General features: G+C 71.3%; 21 protein-coding genes. 19 read left to right on the forward strand and 2 right to left on the reverse strand.

The annotated features are described in order from the left end of the window. The first annotated feature begins 9 nt into the window (after positions 1–9). The 12 genes from ACZBH1_RS14095 (at position 10) to serA (ending at position 12,386) form a co-directional block, all read left to right on the forward strand. Positions 10–1,455: an alpha,alpha-trehalose-phosphate synthase (UDP-forming) gene (locus ACZBH1_RS14095; protein ID WP_336396869.1), complete on the forward strand. Its 1,446-nt coding sequence runs from the start codon at positions 10–12 to the stop codon at positions 1,453–1,455. Further along, the gene (gene otsB / locus ACZBH1_RS14100) at positions 1,452–2,246 is read left to right on the forward strand and encodes a trehalose-phosphatase (protein WP_463646736.1); all 795 of its coding nucleotides are present in this window, start codon (positions 1,452–1,454) and stop codon (positions 2,244–2,246) included. Before ACZBH1_RS14095 ends, otsB begins: the two co-directional genes overlap by 4 nt. Positions 2,247–2,294: 48 nt before the next feature. Continuing rightward, positions 2,295–4,013, forward strand: coding sequence for a dihydroxy-acid dehydratase (ilvD, locus tag ACZBH1_RS14105; protein WP_378883108.1), 1,719 nt, complete (start codon positions 2,295–2,297; stop codon positions 4,011–4,013). A 47-nt stretch (positions 4,014–4,060) separates the two neighbouring features. Next, complete coding sequence (locus tag ACZBH1_RS14110; protein ID WP_378883106.1) at positions 4,061–5,863, forward strand: acetolactate synthase large subunit; 1,803 nt, start codon at positions 4,061–4,063, stop codon at positions 5,861–5,863. Positions 5,864–5,866: 3 nt separating this feature from the next. Beyond that, complete coding sequence (gene ilvN, locus ACZBH1_RS14115) at positions 5,867–6,376, forward strand: acetolactate synthase small subunit (RefSeq protein WP_336396873.1); 510 nt, start codon at positions 5,867–5,869, stop codon at positions 6,374–6,376. 41 nt (positions 6,377–6,417) lie between these two features. Further along, complete coding sequence (gene ilvC / locus ACZBH1_RS14120; protein ID WP_463646737.1) at positions 6,418–7,443, forward strand: ketol-acid reductoisomerase; 1,026 nt, start codon at positions 6,418–6,420, stop codon at positions 7,441–7,443. A 287-nt stretch (positions 7,444–7,730) separates the two neighbouring features. Continuing rightward, complete coding sequence (locus ACZBH1_RS14125; protein ID WP_336396875.1) at positions 7,731–7,937, forward strand: hypothetical protein; 207 nt, start codon at positions 7,731–7,733, stop codon at positions 7,935–7,937. A gap of 77 nt (positions 7,938–8,014) precedes the next feature. After that, positions 8,015–8,734: a copper homeostasis protein CutC gene (locus ACZBH1_RS14130; protein ID WP_463646738.1), complete on the forward strand. Its 720-nt coding sequence runs from the start codon at positions 8,015–8,017 to the stop codon at positions 8,732–8,734. Between the two features lie 94 nt (positions 8,735–8,828). Continuing rightward, positions 8,829–9,683: a peptidoglycan-binding domain-containing protein gene (locus ACZBH1_RS14135; protein WP_463646739.1), complete on the forward strand. Its 855-nt coding sequence runs from the start codon at positions 8,829–8,831 to the stop codon at positions 9,681–9,683. Positions 9,684–9,756: 73 nt separating this feature from the next. Then, complete coding sequence (locus tag ACZBH1_RS14140) at positions 9,757–10,269, forward strand: DNA polymerase III subunit gamma/tau (RefSeq protein ID WP_463646740.1); 513 nt, start codon at positions 9,757–9,759, stop codon at positions 10,267–10,269. Between the two features lie 8 nt (positions 10,270–10,277). Continuing rightward, on the forward strand, positions 10,278–10,640 hold the full coding sequence (locus tag ACZBH1_RS14145; protein ID WP_336396879.1) for a bacitracin resistance protein: 363 nt from the start codon (positions 10,278–10,280) through the stop codon (positions 10,638–10,640). 141 nt (positions 10,641–10,781) lie between these two features. After that, positions 10,782–12,386, forward strand: a complete 1,605-nt coding sequence (gene serA / locus ACZBH1_RS14150; RefSeq protein WP_336396880.1) for a phosphoglycerate dehydrogenase — start codon at positions 10,782–10,784, stop codon at positions 12,384–12,386. Between the two features lie 18 nt (positions 12,387–12,404). Here the strand turns inward: serA and ACZBH1_RS14155 are convergent, their stop codons facing one another. Beyond that, a complete protein-coding gene (locus ACZBH1_RS14155) occupies positions 12,405–12,950 on the reverse strand; it encodes a TetR/AcrR family transcriptional regulator (RefSeq protein WP_463646741.1) in 546 nt (181 codons plus the stop codon). Between the two features lie 63 nt (positions 12,951–13,013). Here ACZBH1_RS14155 and ACZBH1_RS14160 point away from each other — a divergent pair, with 63 nt between their 5' ends. The 5 genes from ACZBH1_RS14160 (at position 13,014) to ACZBH1_RS14180 (ending at position 18,889) form a co-directional block, all read left to right on the forward strand. After that, positions 13,014–14,555 (forward strand): MFS transporter, encoded by a 1,542-nt coding sequence (locus tag ACZBH1_RS14160; RefSeq protein ID WP_463646742.1) that lies wholly within the window; start codon positions 13,014–13,016, stop codon positions 14,553–14,555. 7 nt (positions 14,556–14,562) lie between these two features. Further along, complete coding sequence (locus ACZBH1_RS14165) at positions 14,563–15,615, forward strand: 3-isopropylmalate dehydrogenase (RefSeq protein WP_463646743.1); 1,053 nt, start codon at positions 14,563–14,565, stop codon at positions 15,613–15,615. 61 nt (positions 15,616–15,676) lie between these two features. After that, positions 15,677–16,783, forward strand: a complete 1,107-nt coding sequence (locus ACZBH1_RS14170) for a branched-chain amino acid aminotransferase (RefSeq protein WP_336396884.1) — start codon at positions 15,677–15,679, stop codon at positions 16,781–16,783. Between the two features lie 74 nt (positions 16,784–16,857). After that, positions 16,858–17,625 (forward strand): fumarylacetoacetate hydrolase family protein, encoded by a 768-nt coding sequence (locus tag ACZBH1_RS14175; protein ID WP_463646744.1) that lies wholly within the window; start codon positions 16,858–16,860, stop codon positions 17,623–17,625. Further along, positions 17,618–18,889: an MFS transporter gene (locus ACZBH1_RS14180; protein ID WP_378883051.1), complete on the forward strand. Its 1,272-nt coding sequence runs from the start codon at positions 17,618–17,620 to the stop codon at positions 18,887–18,889. The genes ACZBH1_RS14175 and ACZBH1_RS14180 overlap by 8 nt, the downstream gene beginning before the upstream one ends. Before the next feature lie 4 nt (positions 18,890–18,893). Here ACZBH1_RS14180 and ACZBH1_RS14185 read toward each other — a convergent pair whose 3' ends face one another. After that, complete coding sequence (locus tag ACZBH1_RS14185) at positions 18,894–19,961, reverse strand: aminotransferase class V-fold PLP-dependent enzyme (RefSeq protein WP_336396887.1); 1,068 nt, start codon at positions 19,959–19,961, stop codon at positions 18,894–18,896. A gap of 81 nt (positions 19,962–20,042) precedes the next feature. On the opposite strand from ACZBH1_RS14185, the gene ACZBH1_RS14190 reads away from it, so the two are divergent. Further along, a complete protein-coding gene (locus ACZBH1_RS14190) occupies positions 20,043–21,008 on the forward strand; it encodes a LysR family transcriptional regulator (RefSeq protein WP_336396888.1) in 966 nt (321 codons plus the stop codon). Then, the gene (gene gltX / locus ACZBH1_RS14195) at positions 20,992–22,521 is read left to right on the forward strand and encodes a glutamate--tRNA ligase (RefSeq protein WP_463646746.1); all 1,530 of its coding nucleotides are present in this window, start codon (positions 20,992–20,994) and stop codon (positions 22,519–22,521) included. Before ACZBH1_RS14190 ends, gltX begins: the two co-directional genes overlap by 17 nt. Positions 22,522–22,538 lie beyond the last annotated feature (17 nt).

Consider the following 22,538-nt stretch of genomic DNA (forward strand, 5'->3'; position numbering starts at 1 on the left):
GGAGCCCGCGTGACAGAGCCCGCACACAGCGCCGACCTCGTCGTCGTCGCCAACCGCCTCCCCGTCGACCGGGTCGTCGACGCCGCGGGCGAGCAGGGGTGGCGTCGCTCACCCGGCGGGCTGGTGACGGCACTCGAGCCGGTGATGCGGCGGTCGGACGGCGCGTGGGTGGGCTGGCCGGGCCAGCCCGACATCGACGTCGAGCCGTTCGAGTTCGAGGGCACCTATCTCGTCCCCGTCGCCCTCAGCTCCGACGAGGTCGAGAAGTACTACGAGGGCATGTCGAACGACACCTTCTGGCCGCTCTACCACGACGTCATCGCGGAGCCGCGCTACCGGCGCGTGTGGTGGGACGCCTACGTGCGGGTCAACCGCCGCTTCGCCGAGGCCACGGCGGCGGTCGCGGCCGAGGGTGCGACCGTATGGGTGCAGGACTATCAGCTGCAGCTCGTGCCCCAGATGCTCCGCGACATGCGCCCCGACCTCACGATCGGGTACTTCCACCACATTCCCTTCCCGGCATACGGCCTCTACTCGCAGCTCCCGTGGCGGCGGCAGGTGCTCGAGGGCCTCCTCGGCGCCGACGTCATCGGCTTCCAGCGGGTGGCCGACGCGGGCAACTTCGCCCGGGCCGTCCGCCGTCAGCTGCGCTACGACACCAAGGCCACCGGCATCAGCGTCCCGAACCCCGACGGCACGACCCGGCGGGCGCTGGCCAAGGCCTTCCCCATCTCGATCGACGCCTCGTCCTACATCGAACTCGCGCGTCGCGAGGACGTGCGGGCGCGTGCGCGGGAGATCCGGGAGAGCCTCGGGAACCCGAAGAAGATCCTGCTCGGGGTCGACCGCCTGGACTACACCAAGGGCATCCGCCACCGCATGAAGGCGTTCGGCGAGCTGCTCGAGGACGGCCGCATCTCGGTCGAGGACGTCACGCTGGTGCAGGTCGCGAGCCCCAGCCGCGAGCGCGTCGAGGCGTACATGCAGCTGCGGGACGAGATCGAGCTCACCGTGGGCCGCATCAACGGAGACCACGACACGATGGGGCACACCGCGATCCGCTACCTGCACCAGGCCTACCCGCGCGAAGAGATGGTCGCGCTGTTCCTGGCCGCCGACGTCATGCTCGTCACGGCGCTGCGGGACGGCATGAACCTCGTGGCCAAGGAGTACGTCGCGTCGCGCATCGACAACCGGGGGGTGCTCGTGCTGAGCGAGTTCGCCGGCGCCGCGGACGAGCTGCCGAGCGCGATCCGCATCAATCCCCACGACATCGACGGCATGAAGGACTCGATCATGCGCGCCATCGAGATGCCGTCCGCAGAGCAGGGCCGGCGCATGCGGGCGCTGCGCAAGAAGGTGATCGAGAGCGACGTCGCGCGCTGGTCCCGGTCGTTCCTCGACGCCCTGGACGCGGCGCGCCGCGGCCGCCCCGACGCCGGGGCCCACGCATGAGCGCCGCCCTCGACGACGACGCGCGAGCGCAGATCGCGCGAGTCGCGGCATCCGATCGGCTCCTGGTCGCCCTCGACTTCGACGGCACGCTCTCGCCCCTCGAGGACGAGCCGATGGATGCGCGGATGCTGCCGGCGGCTCGTGCGGCGGTCGACGCCCTCGTCGCCGTGCCCGACACCGTGGTCGCGTTCGTATCGGGCCGCAGCCTGAGCGATCTGCGCGTGATCGCCGAGCACGACGACGCCTCGCGGGTGCTCCTGGCCGGCTCGCACGGTGCGGAGTACTGGATCCCCGGTGAGGGCCTCTCCCGCCACGCCGAGGACGACGCCGACGCCGCACTGCGCGACGCGCTTCGGGCGCGCGCCGAGCAGGAGACCGCCCACCTCGAGGGGGTGTGGATCGAGCCGAAGACGTTCGGGTTCGGTGTGCACACCCGGCGGGCCGACCCGCAGGCCGCCGCGTCGGCGAACCGGATGGTCGACGAGATCGTCTCGGCGGAGGCGCCGCAGTGGCGCCGGCGCACGGGGCACAACATCGTCGAGTACGCCTTCCGTCACGAGGGGAAGGACTCCGCGATCGCCGAGCTCCGCGCGCGGACGGCCGCCTCGGCGGTGCTCTTCGCGGGCGACGACGTGACCGACGAGGACGCGCTGGCGAGTCTCGGGGCGGCCGACCTCGGCGTCCACGTCGGCGGCGGGCCCACTGCGGCTACCGTGACGGTGCCCGACATCGCCGCTCTGGCCGCCCTCCTGGAGCGTCTCGCACAGGCGCGCACCGAGGCGCGCGGCTGACGCGTCACAGCGGCCGAGCGCGCGCTGCCGCGGGAATACACTGAGTCAATGGCCCTGCCCGATTCGCCCGCTGACAACTCCATCGACATCAAGCCCCGCAGTCGCGTCGTCACCGACGGCATCGAAGCCACGACCTCCCGCGGCATGCTCCGCGCGGTCGGCATGGGTGACGCGGACTGGGACAAGCCGCAGATCGGCATCGCCTCCAGCTGGAACGAGATCACCCCGTGCAACCTGAGCCTCGACAGGCTCGCACAGGGCGCCAAGGAGGGGGTGCACGCGGGCGGCGGCTACCCGCTCCAGTTCGGCACCATCTCCGTCTCGGACGGCATCTCGATGGGCCACGAGGGCATGCACTTCTCGCTCGTCTCGCGGGAGGTCATCGCCGACTCGGTCGAGACGGTCATCATGGCCGAGCGCCTCGACGGCTCGGTGCTCCTCGCGGGCTGCGACAAGTCGATCCCGGGCATGCTGATGGCCTCCGCGCGGCTCGACCTCTCGAGCGTCTTCCTCTACGCCGGCTCGATCGCGCCCGGCTGGGTCAAGCTCTCGGACGGCACCGAGAAGGACGTCACCATCATCGACTCGTTCGAAGCCGTGGGCGCGTGCCTGGCCGGCAAGATGAGCGAGGCCGACCTCAAGCGCATCGAGTGCGCGATCGCGCCCGGCGAAGGCGCCTGCGGCGGCATGTACACCGCCAACACCATGGCCTCGGTCGCCGAGGCCCTCGGGCTCAGCCTGCCGGGGTCGGCCGCACCGCCGTCCGCCGACCGCCGCCGCGACTACTTCGCCCACCGGTCGGGGGAGGCGGTCGTGAACCTGCTCCGCCAGGGCATCACGACCCGCGACATCCTCACCAAGGAGGCGTTCGAGAACGCCATCGCCCTCGCCATGGCGCTCGGCGGGTCGACGAACGTCGTCCTGCATCTGCTGGCGATCGCGCGCGAAGCCGACGTCGACCTGAGCCTTCACGACTTCAACCGCATCGGCGACAAGGTGCCCCACGTGGCCGACATGAAGCCGTTCGGCCAGTACGTCATGAACGACGTCGACCGTCACGGCGGCATCCCGGTCATCATGAAGGCCATGCTCGACGAGGGCCTGCTGCACGGCGACGCCCTCACGGTCACCGGCAAGACGCTCGCCGAGAACCTCGCAGAACTCGACCCGGACCCCGTGGACGGCACCGTCATCCACCGCTTCGACGACCCCATCCACGAGACGGGCGGCATCACGATCCTGCACGGCACGATCGCGCCCGAGGGAGCGGTGGTGAAGTCGGCCGGCTTCGACGGCAACGTGTTCGAGGGTCCCGCGCGCGTGTTCGAGCGGGAGCGCGCCGCGATGGACGCCCTCGAGGCCGGCGAGATCGTCGCGGGCGACGTCGTCGTCATCCGCTACGAGGGCCCCAAGGGCGGCCCCGGCATGCGCGAGATGCTCGCCATCACCGCAGCCATCAAGGGCGCAGGCCTCGGAAAAGATGTACTACTCTTGACGGACGGACGATTCTCAGGCGGCACAACCGGCCTGTGCATCGGCCACATAGCACCCGAAGCGGTGGACGCTGGTCCCATCGCCTTCGTGCGCGATGGTGATCTGATACGGGTCGATATCGCGGCTCGCACTCTCGATCTACTCGTCGACGAGGCTGAGCTCGACTCCCGCCGCTTGGGCTGGGAGCCGCTTCCCCCGCGCTATACCCGTGGCGTCCTTGCCAAGTACTCCCGACTCGTGCGCTCCGCTGCGGAGGGCGCGACCACCGGTTGAGTCCGGCTTCCGACAAGCCCTCCGAACCGACTCAGAGGATCCTCACCATGTCACTCGACACCGCTGCCGTTCCCCGGCCGCCGGCCCGCACCGCCTCGACGCCCGTGCTCACGGGCGCGGAAGCGGTCGTCCGCTCCCTCGACCTGCTGGGGGTGACCGACGTCTTCGGCCTACCCGGCGGCGCGATCATGCCCGTCTACGACCCGCTCATGGACGACGAGTCGGTCCGCCACATCCTCGTCCGGCACGAGCAGGGCGCAGGTCACGCCGCGGAAGGCTACGCCGCGGCATCCGGTCGTGTGGGCGTGGCGATCGCGACCTCCGGCCCCGGCGCCACCAACCTCGTGACGGCGATCGCCGACGCGTACATGGACTCGGTGCCGATCGTTTGCATCACCGGCCAGGTGTTCTCCACGCTCATGGGGACGGATGCCTTCCAGGAGGCCGACATCGTGGGCATCACCATGCCCATCACCAAGCATTCGTTCCTCGTCAAGCGTGCAGAGGACATCCCCGGCGCCCTCGCGGCGGCCTTCGAGATCGCCTCGACCGGGCGCCCCGGGCCGGTGCTCGTGGACATCACGAAGGACGCGCAGCAGGCCGAGGCGCCGTTCGTGTGGCCGCCGAAGATCGACCTGCCGGGCTACCGGCCGGTGACCAAGGCGCACGGCAAGCAGATCCAGGCCGCCGCGCAGATGATCGTGGAGGCCCGCAAGCCGGTGCTCTACGTCGGCGGCGGCGTGGTCCGGGCACGCGCCTCGGAAGAGCTGCGCACGTTCGCGCAGGCGACCGGCGCCCCGGTCGTCACCACGCTCATGGCGCGCGGCGCCTTCCCGGACTCGCACGAGCAGCACCTCGGCATGCCGGGCATGCACGGCACAGTCCCCGCGGTGCTCGCGCTGCAGGAGGCCGACCTCATCGTCGCGCTCGGCGCGCGGTTCGACGACCGCGTCACCGGCAAAGCGGCGCTGTTCGCGCCGAACGCGAAGGTCGTGCACGTCGACATCGACCCGGCCGAGATCTCGAAGATCCGCACCGCCGACGTCCCGATCGTCGGCGACCTCAAGGACGTGCTCGTCGACCTGCACGCGGCGTTCCAGGCAGCCGTCAAGGGCGGCAATCCGGACATCGCCGAGTGGTGGTCCTTCCTCGACGGCCTGCGCGACGAGTTCCCGCTCGGCTACTCGCAGCCGACCGACGGCCTGATGTCGCCGCAGTACGTGATCCAGCGCATCGGCGAGCTCACGGGCCCTGAAGGCATCTACGCCGCCGGCGTCGGGCAGCACCAGATGTGGGCGGCGCAGTTCATCAAGTACGAGCGCCCGAACGCGTGGCTGAACTCCGGCGGCGCGGGAACCATGGGGTACTCCGTCCCGGCGGCGATGGGCGCCAAGGTCGCCGAGCCCGACCGCGTGGTGTGGGCGATCGACGGCGACGGCTGCTTCCAGATGACCAATCAGGAGCTCGCGACCTGCGCGATCAACGACATCCCGATCAAGGTCGCGATCATCAACAACTCGTCGCTGGGCATGGTGCGCCAGTGGCAGACGCTGTTCTACGACGGCCGGCACTCCAACACCGACCTCAACACCGGGCACGGCACCGTGCGCATCCCCGACTTCGTCACGCTCGCCGAGGCCTACGGCTGCCTCGCCATCCGCGTCGAGAAGGAGGAGGACGTGGATGCCGCGATCAAGACGGCGCTCGAGACGAACGACCGTCCCGTGGTCATCGACTTCGTGGTGAGCGCCGACGCGATGGTGTGGCCGATGGTGCCGCAGGGCGTCAGCAACAGCTACGTGCAGTATGCGCGCGACCACTCGCCCGCCTTCGCAGAGCAGGAGGACTGATCCATGTCGAGTCACGTGCTGAGCCTCCTCGTCGAGGACAAGCCGGGCCTGCTCACGCGCGTCGCCGGCCTCTTCGCCCGTCGCGGCTTCAACATCGAGTCGCTGGCGGTGGGCGTGACCGAGGTCCCCGGCCTCTCGCGGATCACCGTGGTGGTCGACGTCGACGAGCTGCCGCTCGAGCAGGTCACGAAGCAGCTGAACAAGCTGATCAACGTCATCAAGATCGTCGAGCTCGACCCCGTGGCATCCGTCCAGCGCGAGCACATGCTCATCAAGGTGCGCGCCGACAACCAGACCCGCTCGAACGTGCTCGAGGTCGTGAACCTCTTCCGGGCCCAGATCGTCGACTACGCGCCGGACGCGCTGGTGGTCGAGGTCACCGGCGACAAGGGCAAGGTCGAGGCCTTCCTGCGGGCGCTGGAGCCCTTCGGCATCAAGGAGCTGGCCCAGTCCGGCCTCGTCGCCATCGGCCGCGGCGGCAAGAGCATCACCGAGCGCGTCCTGCGCGGCTGATCCCCGACCAACAGACCACAACATCAAGGAGAAACACGAAGATGGCTGAGATCTTCTACGACGCCGATGCCGACCTGAGCATCGTCCAGGGCAAGAAGGTGGCGATCGTGGGCTACGGCTCGCAGGGCCACGCCCACGCCCAGAACCTCCGCGACTCGGGCGTCGAGGTCGTCATCGCGCTCAAGGAGGGCTCCAAGTCCACCGAGAAGGCGCAGGACGAGGGCTTCGAGGTCAAGTCGGTCGCCGATGCGGCCGAGTGGGCCGACCTCATCATGATCCTCGCGCCCGACCAGCACCAGCGCTCGATCTACAACGAGAGCATCAAGGACAAGCTGACCCCGGGCAAGACGCTCGCGTTCGCGCACGGCTTCAACATCCGCTTCGGCTACATCGAGGCCCCCGAGGGCGTCGACGTGATCCTCGTGGCCCCGAAGGCCCCGGGCCACACGGTGCGCCGCGAGTACGTCGCGGGCCGCGGCATCCCGGACATCATCGCCGTGGAGCGGGATGCCTCGGGCAGTGCGTGGGCCACCGCGCTCTCGTACGCGAAGGCCATCGGCGGCACGCGCGCGGGCGTCATCAAGACGACCTTCACCGAAGAGACCGAGACCGACCTGTTCGGCGAGCAGGCCGTGCTCTGCGGCGGGGTCTCGCAGCTCGTCCAGTACGGCTTCGAGACGCTGACCGAGGCCGGCTACCAGCCGCAGATCGCGTACTTCGAGGTGCTGCACGAGCTGAAGCTCATCGTCGACCTCATGTGGGAGGGCGGCATCGCCAAGCAGCGCTGGTCGGTCTCCGACACGGCCGAGTACGGCGACTACGTCTCGGGCCCCCGGGTCATCGACCCGCACGTCAAGGAGAACATGCAGGCGGTGCTCGCCGACATCCAGTCCGGCGCGTTCGCCAAGCGCTTCATCGACGACCAGGACAACGGCGCCAGGGAGTTCTTCGAGCTGCGCGAGAAGGCCGCCGCGCACCCGATCGAGTCGGTCGGTCGCGACCTGCGCTCGCTCTTCGCGTGGAAGCAGCAGGACGCCGACTACGTGGAGGGAAGCGCGGCGCGCTGACCGAGCCCTGAGGCATCCGCACCGAGGTGCGATCCAGAGCCCGCCCCTTCTGGGGGCGGGCTCTTCGCGTCCGGTAGCCCTCAGACATCCGACGTCTGTCGGGCCCGGGAGGGGGGCGCGGACGGGCACGACGTGACCGACCCCGTCATCGTGGCCGCTGCGGTCGCCGCGGCGCGCCGCGCCTGACTCCCCGCGGACGACGAGGTCAGTGGCGTATCAGGCACCACTTCACGCCGCTCTCTTCACACATCGCCGAACCCGCGGCGATCTTCATGAAAGGAACGGCCATGGACGGGTACGCCCTGACCTTCACGGCCGACCGGCTCGAGCGCGAGCGGGCGGCCGCCCTGAATCGCGAGAACGGGATTCTCCGCAGCATCGCCGATCGCGGCGTGGTGATCGCACCCGAGAGCCCGACGGCGCACGCCGTCGCGGGAATCGGCGTGTGGTTCCGCAGCCTCCTGACGAGGCCGCGCTCGCTGCGGTTCGCGTGAATCCGGGGGGCCCGCCGCACGGGGAGCGGCGGGCCCGACCCGTGTCCCCGAGCGGCGCCCACGGCTAGGCTCGCGGCATGTCCGCAACACGACCCGTCGAGATCGCGGTCCAGGACCCCGCCGGCGCACGCGTCGCCATGGGAGCCGGCGCCACCCGCCTCGAGCTGTGCCAGGCGCTGGAGGTGGGCGGACTCACGCCGTCCCTCGGGCTCCTCGAGGCAGCGCTCGCCGCCACCGAGCCGTCGGCCGTCAACGTGCTCGTGCGACCGCGCGCGGGCGGCTTCGTCTACGACGCCGAGGAGGTCGCGCTCGCAGGCGCCGACATCCGCGCCTGCGTCGAGCGCGGTGCGGGCGGTGTCGTCGTCGGGGCGCTCACGGCCACGGGCGGGCTCGACATCGAGACGCTGCGACGATGGCGGGATGCCGCGGGCGCGGCCACGCTCGTCTTCCACCGCGCCATCGACGCGGCCGCCGACCCGAACGCCGTGTTCGACATGCTCGTGGCCGAAGGCGTGGACCGCGTGCTCACCTCGGGCGGTGCGAGCAGGGCGATCGACGGCGTGACGACGCTCGGCGCCTTCGCGGCGCGGTCGGGCGACGTCGAGGTCATGGCCGGCGGCGGCGTCACGCCGGCGGACATCCCCGCGCTCTTCTCCGTCGGGGTCCACGCCGTGCACCTCTCCGCGCGAGCCCGCGCCGGCCACGAGGCGCCGTCCGGTCCCGGCGGGGGCTCGTCGGGACATGACGTGACCGATGTCGCCGTCGTCCGGGAGGCCGTCGCGGCCGCGACTCGCTGAGGGACCGTCATGCCCCCGCGTGTATCACCGCGACCGGGGCGAGCCTCGCCTCCCAGGGGCGTCCCCGCAGCCGAGACAGAGAAGAGGAACCGTCATGAACGTCGAACCGTGGAGCACCGTCGGACCGGGATCGTCGGCAGCGATCGTCCCGGGCATCCAGTTCCTCCTGCGCGCGCACGGACACGCCGTGGCCGTGGACGGCGTGTACGGCCCGGCGACGGCGGCAGCCGTCACCTCCGTGCAGACGGCCGAGGGCGTCCCGGCGGACGGCATCGTGGGCCCGATCACGTGGCCGCGCCTGGTCATCCCGGTGCAGCAGGGGTCGACGGGTGACGCCGTCCGCGCCGTGCAGCAGTTCGGCCTCGCCCGATCGCCGGGCGAGGACCCCCTCGTCGTCGACGGGGACTTCGGGCCGGTCACGAGCGAGCGCGTCGAGTTCTTCCAGGAGTCGTGGGGCCTCTCCCTCGACGGCATCGCCGGCCGTGAGACGTGGTCGTTCTTCAGCACGTTCATGCCGGGACCCCGTCCGTGGGCTCTGGTGAAGCAGGGCTCGTCGCAGGCGACCAACTGGCGCGTGCTGGCCGCGCAGCACCTGCTGCGGGCCCGCGGAGCCGCCATCGTCGCCGACGGCGAGTTCGGGCCGCTGAGCGGTGACGCCGTGCGCGACTTCCAGCAGACACTCCGGGCCGTCGAGATCTCGACGACGCTCGGGCAGCTGGACTGGCCGAGTCTCATCATGACGGTGAAGCTCGGCGACGGTCCCGCCGGGCCGAAGGGAGAGGCGGTGCGCGCCCTCCAGTCACTCCTCGCCGGTCTCGCCGTCGACGGCGACTTCGGTCCGCTGACCGACGCCGCCGTGCGCGAGTTCCAGCAGCTGTTCGCGCCGCCCGCGGACGGCGTCGTCGGTCCGCAGACATGGCACGCCCTCATGCTGCGCCTCTTCGAATGACCGGTCGCACTCGGCCGATCCGCCCGGAGCGGCCGAGCCCGGCCTGGGCGTGGCCCGGCGCTACGCTGGGAGCGTGACGACAGGACGCGACGACGATGCCCTGAGCTGGGACGGCGACGACGATCCCACGCTCGACCTCGGCGCCGACCGGGAACCGGAGGGTGAGGTCACGGCCGCGCTCCCCGAGGGCTACACCGCCGTGGGCAGGGGCAGCGACACGGTGGCCGCCGCCCCGGCGAACGCCTCCGAGGGCTCGCTCGGCACGGACGGGACCACCGCGGGTCGCACGCCGATGGGCAACGGCGCGCTCGTGGGCCTCGGAGTGCTCGGCGGCGTCTACGCGCTCTACGCGATCGGCTGGCTCATCGGCGGGCTGCGGCTCCAGGGCCGGGCGCAGTACCTCGTGTTCGACGTCATGTACCAGGGCAGCCTCTGGCTGGCGGTGCTCGCGCCGCCGCTGTGGTTCGCGACGACCTTCCTGCTCACGCGCGGCCGCCGCGCATGGGTGAGGTTCGCGTGGCTCGCGGCGGGGGTCGTGCTCCTCCTGCCGTGGCCGTTCGTGATGATCGGGGCGGTCGGGCGATGAGCGGGAACGTGACGGATGCCACAGCCCCGCGTGCGGGCAAGGGGCGGACGCCGACCTGGCTCGTCGCCGTCATCTGCGGCGCGGTGGGACTGTTCTACGCGTACGCGGTGTGGAACGCGGTCGGCAACCTCGTGACCACGATCCAGGTCTTCGGCGACGCGGGTCTCACACTGAACGCCCTGGGCTGGTTCATCTGGATCTTCGCCGCGGTGTTCCCGCTGCTCGTGTGGGGCGCCGCGTTCGCGATCGGCTATCGGCGGGCGCCGCATGAGCTGCTGCTCGTGATGATCACGGGCCTGGCGCTGGTGGCGGTGTTCTGGCTGAACGTCGTGGCGTACACGACGCTCAACTCCGCGTCCTTCCTCGGCTGACGGCGTCCGGCGCCGTCACACGGTCCGGCGTCCGCCTGCGCGGGCGGTAGGCTGGCACAGGCCTCGCCCCCCGACGGCGTGCGGCGCGGCATCCGCTCCGCCCTGCTCCGCGCGCTCGCGCACCGCCCCGAAGGAACACCCGTGCCGAAGCCTGTCGTCCTCATCGCCGAAGAGCTCTCTCCCGCCACGATCGACGCCCTGGGTCCCGACTTCGACGTGCGCTACGTCGACGGCACCGACCGGCCGGCCCTGCTGTCGGCCCTCGCCGACGCGAACGCCGTGCTGATCCGCTCGGCGACGAAGATCGACGCCGAGGCGATCGCGGCGGCGCCCGTGCTGAAGGTCGTCGCCCGCGCGGGCGTGGGACTCGACAACGTCGACATCAAGACGGCGACCACCGCCGGCGTCATGGTGGTCAACGCGCCGACGTCGAACATCATCTCGGCCGCGGAGCTGACGGTGGGGCACATCCTCAGCCTCGCCCGGCGCATCCCCGCCGCGCATGCGTCGCTGGCCGCCGGGCAGTGGAAGCGCAGCGCGTACACCGGCACCGAGCTCTTCGAGAAGACGGTCGGCATCATCGGCCTCGGCCGCATCGGCGCGCTCATCGCCGCGCGCCTGCAGGCCTTCGGGGTCAGCGTCGTCGCGTACGACCCCTACGTCACCCCGACGCGCGCCCAGCAGCTCGGCGTGCAGCTGCTCGAGCTCGACGACCTGCTCGCCCAGAGCGACTTCGTCACGATCCACATGCCCAAGACCCCCGAGACGACGGGCATGATCGGCGCCGAGCAGTTCCGCCTCATGAAGAAGACCGCGTTCGTCGTCAACGTCGCCCGCGGCGGCCTCATCGACGAGGAGGCCCTGCACACCGCCCTCACCGACGGCGAGATCGCCGGCGCGGGTCTCGACGTGTTCACCAGCGAGCCCCCCGCCGAGGACGGCACCGCCTTCCCGCTCCTGAGCCTCCCCAACGTCGTCGTGACACCGCACCTGGGCGCCTCGACCGACGAGGCACAGGAGAAGGCGGGCGTCTCGGTCGCCAAGTCGGTCAAGCTCGCCCTCGAGGGCGACCTGGTGCCCGACGCCGTGAACGTCGCCGGCGGCGTCATCGACCCCTTCGTGCGTCCCGGCATCTCGCTGGTCGAGCAGCTCGGGCAGTTCTTCACCGGCCTCGCCCACAGCGCGCTGACCAGCCTCGACATCGAGGTGCGCGGCGAGCTGGCGGCCTACGACGTGAGCGTGTACCGCCTCGCCGCGCTCAAGGGCATCCTCGCGAACGTCGTCAGCGAGAACGTCTCGTACGTCAACGCGCCGCTGTTCGCCGAGCAGCGCGGCATCGAGACCCGGCTGATCGTCGAGTCCGAGAGCCCGCTGTACCGCAACATCACGATCCTCCGCGGCACGCTCGCCGACGGCTCGGTCCTCACGGTCGCGGGCACGCTCGCCGGCACGCGCATGGTGCCCAAGGTGGTCGGCATCAACGGCTACGAGATCGAGGTGCCCATCGAGCGTCACCACCTCGTCATGCGCTACGCCGACCGCCCCGGCATCGTCGCGATCTACGGCCAGAAGCTCGGCAGCGCCGGCATCAACATCGCGGGACTCCAGGTCGCGCAGGCCGACGCCAGCGGTCGCGCCCTCTCGGTGCTCACCGTCGATTCGCCGGTTCCCGAGGGCCTTCTCGACGAGATGCGTGAAGCGGTGGGCGCCGACCTGTTCCGCCGCATCGAGGTCACCGAGGACTGAGCGGCGCGCGGAGCGCCGCTACCTCCGTGTGGCGTCCTCGACGAGGGCGATGAGCGCGTCGAGCGCAGGGCCGCGGGGGACGGGCCCCGGGATCGAGCCGCCCGAGAGCGCGTTGTTGAAGTAGAGCCCGTCGCTCACCAGCATCACCAGGTCGAGCGCCACCGCGTCCTTCGTGTGGGGCCGAAGAGCCGCGGCCCACTGCTCGCGCACGTCGCGCAGCGCGTCGCTGGCCGCGGCGTCTCCGCCCTGCGCGAGGCGAGACGTCGCGAGGATCGCGCGGTCGATGGGGTCGTTGGCCATCACCGATGTGCGCAGGAAGTACGCGATCGGCCCCTCCGGGGCCGCGATCATCACGGCGACATCCTCCGCCACCAGGGTCTGCAGGCGGTCGATGATCGCCGACTCGAGGGCCTCTTTGGTGCCGAAGTGGTAGAGCAGCCCGCCCTTGGACACGCCCGCAGCGCGCGCGGTGGCATCCATCGTCGCGGCGCGCTCGCCCTCTTCGATGAGGATCTGCTCGAAGGCGTCGAGCACCTTCTCGCGGGCGAGGGGAGGGCGACTCATGGCGTCGATCGTATCGACAGCGCAGGCAGCATCCTGTTACTATACCGGCTGGACGGTATAGAAATGATGACACTCACTCAAGAACTCTCGCTCGCCGACGCCCAGGGTCGCAGGGTCGGCCGGCGCGGCTGGGCCGCGCTCGTCGTGCTCATGCTGCCGGTGCTCCTCGTCTCGGTCGACAACACGGTGCTCAGCTTCGCGCTGCCGTCGATCGCGCTGGAGATGGGACCGACCAGCGCGCAGCAGCTGTGGATCATCGACGCCTATCCGCTGGTGCTCGCCGGCCTGCTGGTGACCATGGGCACGCTCGGCGACCGGTTCGGACGACGCCGGATGCTGCTCCTCGGCGCGACCGGGTTCGCCGCGGTGTCCGTGCTCGCCGCCTTCGCACCGAGTGCGGCATGGCTCATCGCCGCGCGGGCGGGGATGGGCGTGTTCGGCGCGATGCTGATGCCGTCCACGCTGTCGCTGCTGCGCAGCATCTTCACCGACCGCGACCAGCGGCGGCTGGCGATCGCGGTGTGGGCCGCGATGTTCTCGGCGGGCGCGGCGCTCGGCCCGATCGTGGGCGGTCTGCTGCTGGAGCACTTCTCGTGGGGATCCGTGTTCCTGCTCTCGGTGCCCGTGCTCATCCCGCTCCTGGTGCTGGCGCCCCTGCTCGTGCCCGAGAGCCGCGACCCGAAGCCGGGCCGCATCGACCCGCTCAGCATCGCGCTCTCGATGGCGACGATGATCCCCATCGTCTTCGGCATCAAGGAGCTCGCGGTGCACGGCTTCGCGGTCGCGGCGTGGCTGCCGATGCTCGCCGGGCTGGCCTTCGGCGTGCTCTTCGTGCGGCGACAGCTGCGCACGCGCACGCCGATGCTCGACATGCGCCTGTTCCGCCGGGGGAGCTTCAGCGGCGCGCTCATGGTCAACCTTCTCAGCGTCATCGCGCTCGTCGGCTTCCTGTTCTTCGTGGCGCAGCACCTGCAGCTGATCGTCGGTCTCTCGCCGATGCAGGCGGGTCTCGCGCTCGTTCCCGGTCTTGCGATGATGATCGTGGCCGGACTCGTGGTCGTGCCGATCGCGAAGAGGTGGCCTGCACGCATCGTCGTGCCGGTGGCGCTGGTGTTCTCCGTCGCGGGGTACATCGCGGTGGCCTTCGCCACCGGACCCGAGAGCATCGGAGCGCTCGTGGCGGCCTTCATCTCGCTCGGCATCGGCATCGGCGCCGCCGAGACCGTCTCGAACGAGCTGGTCCTCTCGAGCGCGCCGCCGGCGAAGGCGGGAGCTGCGAGCGCGGTCTCCGAGACGGCGTACGAGCTGGGCGCGGTGCTCGGCACCACCGTGCTGGGCGGCATCCTCACGGCGCTCTATCGTACGAATCTCATCATCCCCGAGGGGATTCCGGATGCCGCGGCCGCGGCCGCGTCCGAGACCCTGGCCGGTGCGGTGCACGCGGCCGGCGAGCTCGGCGGAAGCACCGGTGCGGCACTGTTCGAGGCGGCCGCCGCGGCCTTCGACGCCGGGGTGACCGTCACCGCGCTCATCGGGGCGGCCCTGGTCGTCATCGCCGGGGTCATCGCGGCCACTACCCTGGGAGGGTCCCGCCACAAGTCGTAGGAGCACCATGTCGCGTGTCGTGAAGCTGGCCGTCATCCCGGGTGACGGCATCGGTCCCGAGGTCATCGCCGAGGCGGAGAAGGTGCTGGACGCGGTGACCGCGGGGAGCGCCATCCGCTTCGAGAAGACGCGCTTCTCGCTGGGGGCGACGCGGTTCCTCGACACCGGCGACACGCTCACCGCCGACGACCTCGCCTCGATCAAGGCGCACGACGCGATTCTGCTCGGCGCCGTCGGGGGAGTGCCGGGCGACCCCCGCCTGAAGGACGCCAACATCGAGCGCGGGCTGCTGCTCACGCTGCGCTTCGAGCTCGACCACTATGTGAACCTCCGTCCGTCGAAGCTCTACCCCGGCGTGCCCGGGCCGCTCGCCGAGCCCGGCGACATCGACTTCGTCGTCGTCCGCGAGGGGACCGAGGGCCCGTACGTCGGCAACGGGGGATCGATCCGCACCGGCACCCCGAACGAGGTCGCGAACGAGACGTCGGTGAACACCGCCTTCGGCGTGGAGCGCGTCGTCCGCTACGCGTTCGAGCTCGCCGAGCGTCGCCGCCGGAAGCTCACGCTGGTGCACAAGACGAACGTGCTGGTCCACGCCGGCGGCATCTGGAAGCGGCTGGTGGACGAGGTGGCGCAGGAGCACCCGGACGTGACCGTAGACTATGTCCACGTCGACGCGGCCACCATCTATCTGGTCACGAACCCGGGCCGCTTCGACGTGATCGTCACCGACAACCTCTTCGGCGACATCCTCACAGACCTGGCCGGAGCCGTCACCGGTGGCATCGGCCTCGCCGCTTCGGGCAACATCAACCCCGACGGCGCGTTCCCCTCGATGTTCGAGCCCGTGCACGGATCGGCGCCCGACATCGCAGGACAGCAGAAGGCCGATCCCACGGCCGCGATCCTTTCCGTCTCTCTGCTGCTCGACCACCTCGGGCTGCCCGACGAGGCACAGCGCGTCACCACGGCTGTCGAAGAGGACATCGCGACCCGGGGCGCCGCCTTCCGCCCCACCGCGCACATCGGCGACGCGATCGCCGGGCGACTCCAGGCGTAACCTGGAACCGGCAAGCGCCGTCCCTCCTCGCGGAGCGATCCGCACGAAAGCACAGGCCGTCATGACCCTCATCGATTCCGATCCCGACACCGGACTCGCCCCGCTCGAGTTCAGCGTCCACCGCAACCTGCAGGCCAAGACCCCGCAGCAGCGCGAGGAGATCCTCGCCAACCCCGGCTTCGGCACGAATTTCACCGATCACATGGTCGACATCTGCTGGTCCACCGGCGGCGGCTGGCACCGCCCGCGCGTCCAGCCGTACGGCCCGCTGTCGCTCGACCCGGCCGCGGCGGTGCTCCACTACGGGCAGGAGATCTTCGAGGGCATCAAGGCGTACCGCCACGCGGACGGCTCGATCCACACGTTCCGCCCCGATCAGAACGGCCGCCGCCTCCAGCGGTCGGCGCGCCGGCTCGCGCTGCCCGAGCTCCCAGTGCCGTACTTCATCCAGTCCCTGCGCGAGCTCATCGCCGTGGACGGCGACTGGGTTCCCTCCGGCGACGACCAGAGCCTCTACCTGCGTCCGTTCATGTTCGCCAAAGAGGCGTTCCTCGGTGTGCGGCCGGCGCACAAGGTCGGCTACTACGTCATCGCCTCGCCCGCCGGCGCCTACTTCAAGGGCGGCGTGCAGCCGGTCTCGATCTGGCTCAGCGAGGACTACGCCCGCGCCGGCAAGGGCGGCACGGGTGCGGCCAAGACCGGCGGCAACTACGCCGCCAGCCTCCTGCCGCAGTCCGAGGCCTACGAGAACGAGTGCGATCAGGTGGTGTTCCTCGATCAGGACCGCAATGTCGAGGAACTCGGCGGCATGAACGTCGTGTTCGTCTTCAAGGACGGCACGCTCGTGACGCCGCAGTCCGACTCGATCCTCGAGGGCATCACCCGCGACTCGATCCTGCAGCTGGCCCGCGACCGCGGCCACCGCGTCGAGGGGCGCGCCGTCTCGTTCGACGAATGGCGCCAGGGGGTGGCATCCGGCGACATCGTCGAGGTGTTCGCGTGCGGCACCGCCGCGGTCGTCACGCCGATCGGCCTGCTCAAGGGCAAGGACTTCGTCGACGAGCAGCCGACGGGCGAGCTCGCGCTGTCGCTGCGCGAGGAGCTGACCGACATCCAGTACGGGCGTCGCGAGGACAAGCACGGCTGGCTCCTGCGCCTGGACAGCTGAGACCCGATCGCGAAGCCCCCGCCGCACGCGCGGCCGGGGGCTTCGCGCGTCCGGGGCATCGCTAGGCTGAGCGGGTGAGGATCGCGCGCTTCAGCCACAACGACGCCATCAGGTTCGGAATCGTCGACGAGAACGAGATGGTCGTCCTCGCGGGCGACCCGATGTTCGCGGGCTACGAGACGACGGGGGAGCGCGTCCCGCTCGCCGACGTCGCGCTGCTGGCGCCCGTGATCCCGCGCTCGAAGGTGGTCTGCGTGGGCCGCAACTACCGCGAGCACGCGGCCGAGCTCGGCAACGACGTGCCGCAGGCGCCGATGCTGTTCTTCAAGCCGAACACGTCGGTGATCGGTCCCGGCGACAGCGTGATGCTTCCGAAGGGGTCGGACTTCATCAGCTTCGAGGGCGAGCTCGCGGCGGTCATCGGCCGGATCGCCAAGAACGTGCCGGCCGAGAACGCGCTGGACTACGTCTTCGGCTACACCATCGCCAACGACCTGACCGCGCGCGACTGGCAGAAGTCCGACGGGCAGTGGGCGCGCGCGAAGGGGTTCGACTCGTCGTGCCCGCTCGGTCCCGCCATCGAGACCGAGTTCGATGTGAACGGGCCCGCCGTCATCACGACGCGGCTCAACGGCGAGGTGCGTCAGCAGGGTCCGATCAGCGACATGATCTTCTCGCTCGCCGACATCATCGCGTACGCCTCCGCGGCGTTCACGCTCCTCCCCGGCGACGTCATCCTCACCGGCACGCCCGCCGGCGTGGGCCAGATCACCGCGGGCGACACCGTCGAGGTCGAGATCACAGGGCTCGGAACGCTCCGCAATCCCGCGCGCGATGCCTGAGACCCTGCTCCTGCCCGGCGCCGACGACGTGGCGCGCGTGCAGCGGCGCACCGTCGCGGTGCTCTCGCTCGGGCAGGTGCTCGGGGGACTCGCGTTCGGTGCGACGCTGTCGCTGGGCGCCGTCCTCGCCGCCGAGCTCTCGGGCGACGAGGCGTTCTCGGGGCTGGCGGCGGCCGCGGTGACGTTCGGCACGGCGCTCACGGCCGTGCCCCTCGCCGCGATCGCGAGGCGGCGCGGACGACGCCTGTCGCTCACCACGGGCATGGCCGTCGCGCTCGTCGGCGTCGGGCTCGTGATCGCCGCCGTCGCCGTCGATGCCTTCCCGCTGCTGCTCGCCGGCTTCCTCGTCATCGGCGCGGGGCAGGCGGCGAACCTGCAGTCGCGCTTCGCCGCCGCCGACCTCGCGACCGACGCGTCGCGCGGGCGCGACCTCTCGATCGTGGTGTGGGCGACCACGATCGGAGCCGTGCTCGGCCCGAACCTCACCGGGCCGGGCGAGATCGTCGGCGCCGCGATCGGGATGCCGCCGCTGACGGGGGCGTACCTGTTCACGCTCGTCGCGCAGGGCCTCGCGATCGTCGTGTACCTCGTCGCGATGCGGCCGGACCCGCTGCTGCTGGCCCAGCGGGTGGTGGCATCCGCTCCCGCCGGCAGCCGCCCGATCGCGCGGGCCGACCGGCCGGTGGCCGCACGCTACGCGATCTTCGCCGTGGCCGCCGCCCACGGCACGATGGTGTCGATCATGGCCATGACGCCGGTCCACCTCACGCACCTCACGCACGGTGCCACCGAGGCGGCCACGCTGTCGATCATCGGACTGACGATCAGCCTCCACATCGCCGGCATGTACGTGCTCTCGCCCGTCTTCGGCATCCTCGCCGACCGCGTCGGGCGCGTCGCGACCATCCTCGTGGGCCAGGCGCTCCTCGCGGCGGCCCTGCTCACGGCGTCGTTCGGCCAGAGCTCGACCACGGCCGTGACCGTCGCCCTCGTGCTGCTCGGCCTCGGCTGGAGCGCGTCCACGGTCGCGGGGTCCACCCTCCTCACCGAGTCGTCGTCAGAGGAGCTGCGGACGCGCCGTCAGGGTTTCAGCGACTTCACCATGAGCATCGTGGGCGGCGTCGGCGCGATCATCGCGGGCGCGGTGCTCGGCGGGATCGGGTACGGCGGACTCGCGCTGGTGGTCTTGGCCCTCGTCGCCGCGTCGGTGCTGCTCGCCCCGCTCGGATGGCGCGCGTCCACACGTCCGGCTGCCGCCGGCTGAGCACTCAGCGGCCCAGCGCCGCCAGCGCGTCGTCGACGTCGTCGGCGTCGTTGAACACGTGGAAGGCGACGCGGGCTCTGCCCGCGCGTCCCGACGCGGTGATCCCGGCGGTCGTCAGCCGGGCCAGCTCGCCGCCGCCGGGGTCATCCCAGGTGACGATGGCCGACGCCCGCTCGGGCTGCGCGATGCCCAGCCCGTCGCGGAACGCCGCGGCGAGCCCGGTGGCGTGCGCGTGCAGCGGCAGTGGGTCGAGCGCGGCGAACAGCTCGAGCGCGGGCGCGGCGCCCACGAACGCCTGCCAGGCGGGGGAGACGTCGAACCGGCGTGCATCCGGCGCCAGGTCGACCTCGGCGCCGTAGCACGACGACCAGGGGTCGTCGCCGGCGTACCACCCGGCCTGGGCGGGGCGCATCCGGTCCCGCAGCCGATCCGACACGGTCAGGAACGACACGCCGCGCGGCGCGCACAGCCACTTGTAGGCGTGGCAGACGACGGCGTCGAAGGCGGATGCCTCCACTCCGAGCCAGCCGACCGCCTGGGTCGCATCGCACAGAGTGAGCACCCCGTGCTCCGCAGCTGCCGCGGCGATCGCGGCGGCATCCGCCACCTCACCGGTCGCCGACTGCACCAGGGCGAACGAGACGAGCGTCGTGGTGGGACGCACGTGCGCGGCCAGGTCCGCCAGCGGGGCGGTGCGGACGCGGATGCCCCGGCCTGCGTGGACGAACGGCAGCACGATCGACGAGAACTCGCCGGCGGGCACCAGGACCTCCGCGCCGTCGGGGAGGGCCGAGGCCACGAGCGCGGCGGCGACGGACGCCTGCGAGCCGATGGCCACCCGCTCGGCACCCACCCCGACCAGCCCCCCGAACAGCGCACGCGAGCGCTCGACGGCCGCGGAGTATGCCGCGATGTCGGGTCGGCCCTCGGCCCAGGTCGCGAGATCCGCGAGGATCGCTTCGCGCGCAGCGCGGGTCGGCAGGCCGACCGTGCACGCGGCGAGGTAGCCGCGACCGCCGTCGAAAGCCCGACGTGCGGCATCCAGCGGCGAGGGGGCGGTGGTGGCAGGCATGCCACCAGGGTGCGCTGGTCGATCCCGTGCGTCTAGAGCAGGTGATTCATGCGACTCATAACGTCGACTTATGCTTGACGGATGAGCGGCACCACCGATGGCGAACCCGGCTTCGACGCCCGCGAGCTGCGCGTCGTGAGAGCGATCGCCGACGCGGGCTCGATCACCGGCGCCGCCACGTCGCTCGGCTACAGCCAGCCTGCCGTGAGCCAGCAGATCAAGCGCCTCGAGCAGCGGCTGGGTGTCGCGGTCGTCGAGCGGGTGGGACGAAGCGTCCGCCTGACCGACGCCGGCCGAGTCCTGGCCCGGCATGCGACGGCGGTGACGACGGCGCTGGATGCCGCGGCCGGCGAGCTCGCCGAGCTGCGAGGCCTGCGCTCCGCGCGCGTGCGGCTGATGGGGTTCCCGTCGGCGTCTCCCACGATCGTGCCGCGGCTCCTCGCCGACCTCGCACAGCGGCATCCGGGGATCTCGCTGACGTATGTCGAGGCGGAGCCTCCGGAGGCGGTGGACGCCGTGCGCGGGGACCGCACCGACATCGCACTCACGTTCAGCTACCCCGGCGACCGCGACGACCCGCACGGCTCCAGCGCACGAGGACTCGCTGTGCGCACGGCCGGCACCGATCCGCTGGTCGGGGTCCTTCCGGCCGGCCACCCGGCCGCCGGCTCCGGGGAGCTCGACATCGCCGCCCTCGCCGATGCGGACTGGATCGCGGGGTGTCCCCGCTGCCGGGGCCATCTGCTGGAGCTCTGCGGTCGTGCGGGCTTCGCGCCGCGCATCGCCTTCGAGACCGACAACGTCGTCGCCGTCGAGGGGCTCGTCGCACAGGGGATCGGGGTCGCCACGCTGCCCCGCATGGCCGTGGACTCCTTTCCTCGCCTGCCCGGCGTCGCGATCGTGCCGCTGCCGGCGGGTGAGCAGCGGACCATCCACACGGTGACCGCGCGCGGCGCGGACCGCGTGCCGGCCGTGCGCGCGACGCTGGCGGCGCTCGGCCGCCTGATCGGGGCAACTAAACTCGGTGGCGATGTCCTCTTCGCCTGATCCCCGCACCACCACCGCCACCGGAGCGGACGTCCGCGTCCGCTTCTGCCCGTCGCCGACCGGTCTCCCGCACGTGGGACTCATCCGCACCGTGCTGTTCAACTGGGCCTACGCGCGCCACAACGGCGGGAAGCTCGTGTTCCGCATCGAAGACACCGACGCGGCGCGCGACAGCGAGGAGAGCTACCAGCAGCTGCTCGACGCGCTGCGCTGGCTCGAGATCGACTGGGACGAGGGAGTCGAGGTCGGTGGACCCCACGCCCCTTACCGTCAGTCGCAGCGTCACCACATCTACCGCGAGGTGCTCGACAAGCTCATCGCCTCGGGTGCCGTCTACGAGAGCTACTCCACGCCGGAGGAGATCGACGCGCGCAACGAGGCGAACGGCCGCGCCAAGCAGCTCGGCTACGACAACTTCGACCGGGACCTGACCGACGAGCAGAAGGCGGCGTACCGCGCTGATGGGCGCGAGCCGGCGTGGCGGCTGCGCGTCCCCGACGAGGACCTCACCTACGTCGACCTCATCCGCGGCGAGGTGACGTTCCCCGCCGGCTCGTTCCCCGACTTCGTGCTCGTGCGTGCCGGCGGCGTGCCGCTGTACCCGTTCGTGAACCCGGTCGACGACGCGCTCATGGGCATCACGCACGTGATCCGGGGCGAAGACCTCATGCCGTCCACCGCGCGCCAGCTCGCGCTGTACTCCGCGCTCGTGGACGCGGGCGTCACGACGTTCATCCCGCGCTTCGCCCACATGCCGCTCGTGCTCGGAGAGGAGGGCAACAAGAAGCTCTCCAAGCGCGATCCCAAGGCCGACCTCTTCCTCCAGCGGGAGCGCGGCTTCATCCACGAGGGGCTGCTGAACTACCTGGCGCTCCTCGGCTGGTCGATCAGCCACGACCGCGACGTGTTCTCGCTCGAGGAGCTCGTCGCGGCCTTCGACATCGTCGACGTGAACCCCAACCCGGCGCGCTTCGACCAGAAGAAGGCCGAGTCGATCAACGGCGACCACATCCGGATGCTGCGGCCCGAGGACTTCACTGCGCGCCTGGTGCCGTACCTCGCAGCCGCGGGTGTGGTGGAGAAGTCGCCGACTCCCGCGGAGCAGGCGATGCTCGTCGCGGCGGCTCCGCTCGTGCAGGAGCGGATGCAGCTGCTGGGCGACGCGCCGGGCCTGCTCGGCTTCCTGTTCACCGACCGCGTGACGTACCAGGACGACGCCCTCGCCTCGCTGCCCGCGAACGCGACCGAGGTGCTCCGCGCCTCGGTGGCGGCTCTGGAGGGTGTGCCCGACACCGCCTTCACCGCGGCGGCGGTGCAGGACGCCCTCGCCGCCGCGCTCGTCGCGCCGGTGGCGGACGGCGGCCTCGGACTCAAGCCCCGCGTCGCATACGGGCCGCTGCGCGTCGCGGTGAGCGGGCGTCGCGTGTCGCCGCCGCTCTTCGAGTCGATGGAGCTGCTCGGCAAGGCCGAGTCGGTCCGCCGGCTCGGCGCGCTCGCCGACGCGCGCGGGTGACGCCTCGGTTTGGAGCA

It is taken from the genome of Microbacterium sp. ZXT2-5 (assembly GCF_055329545.1).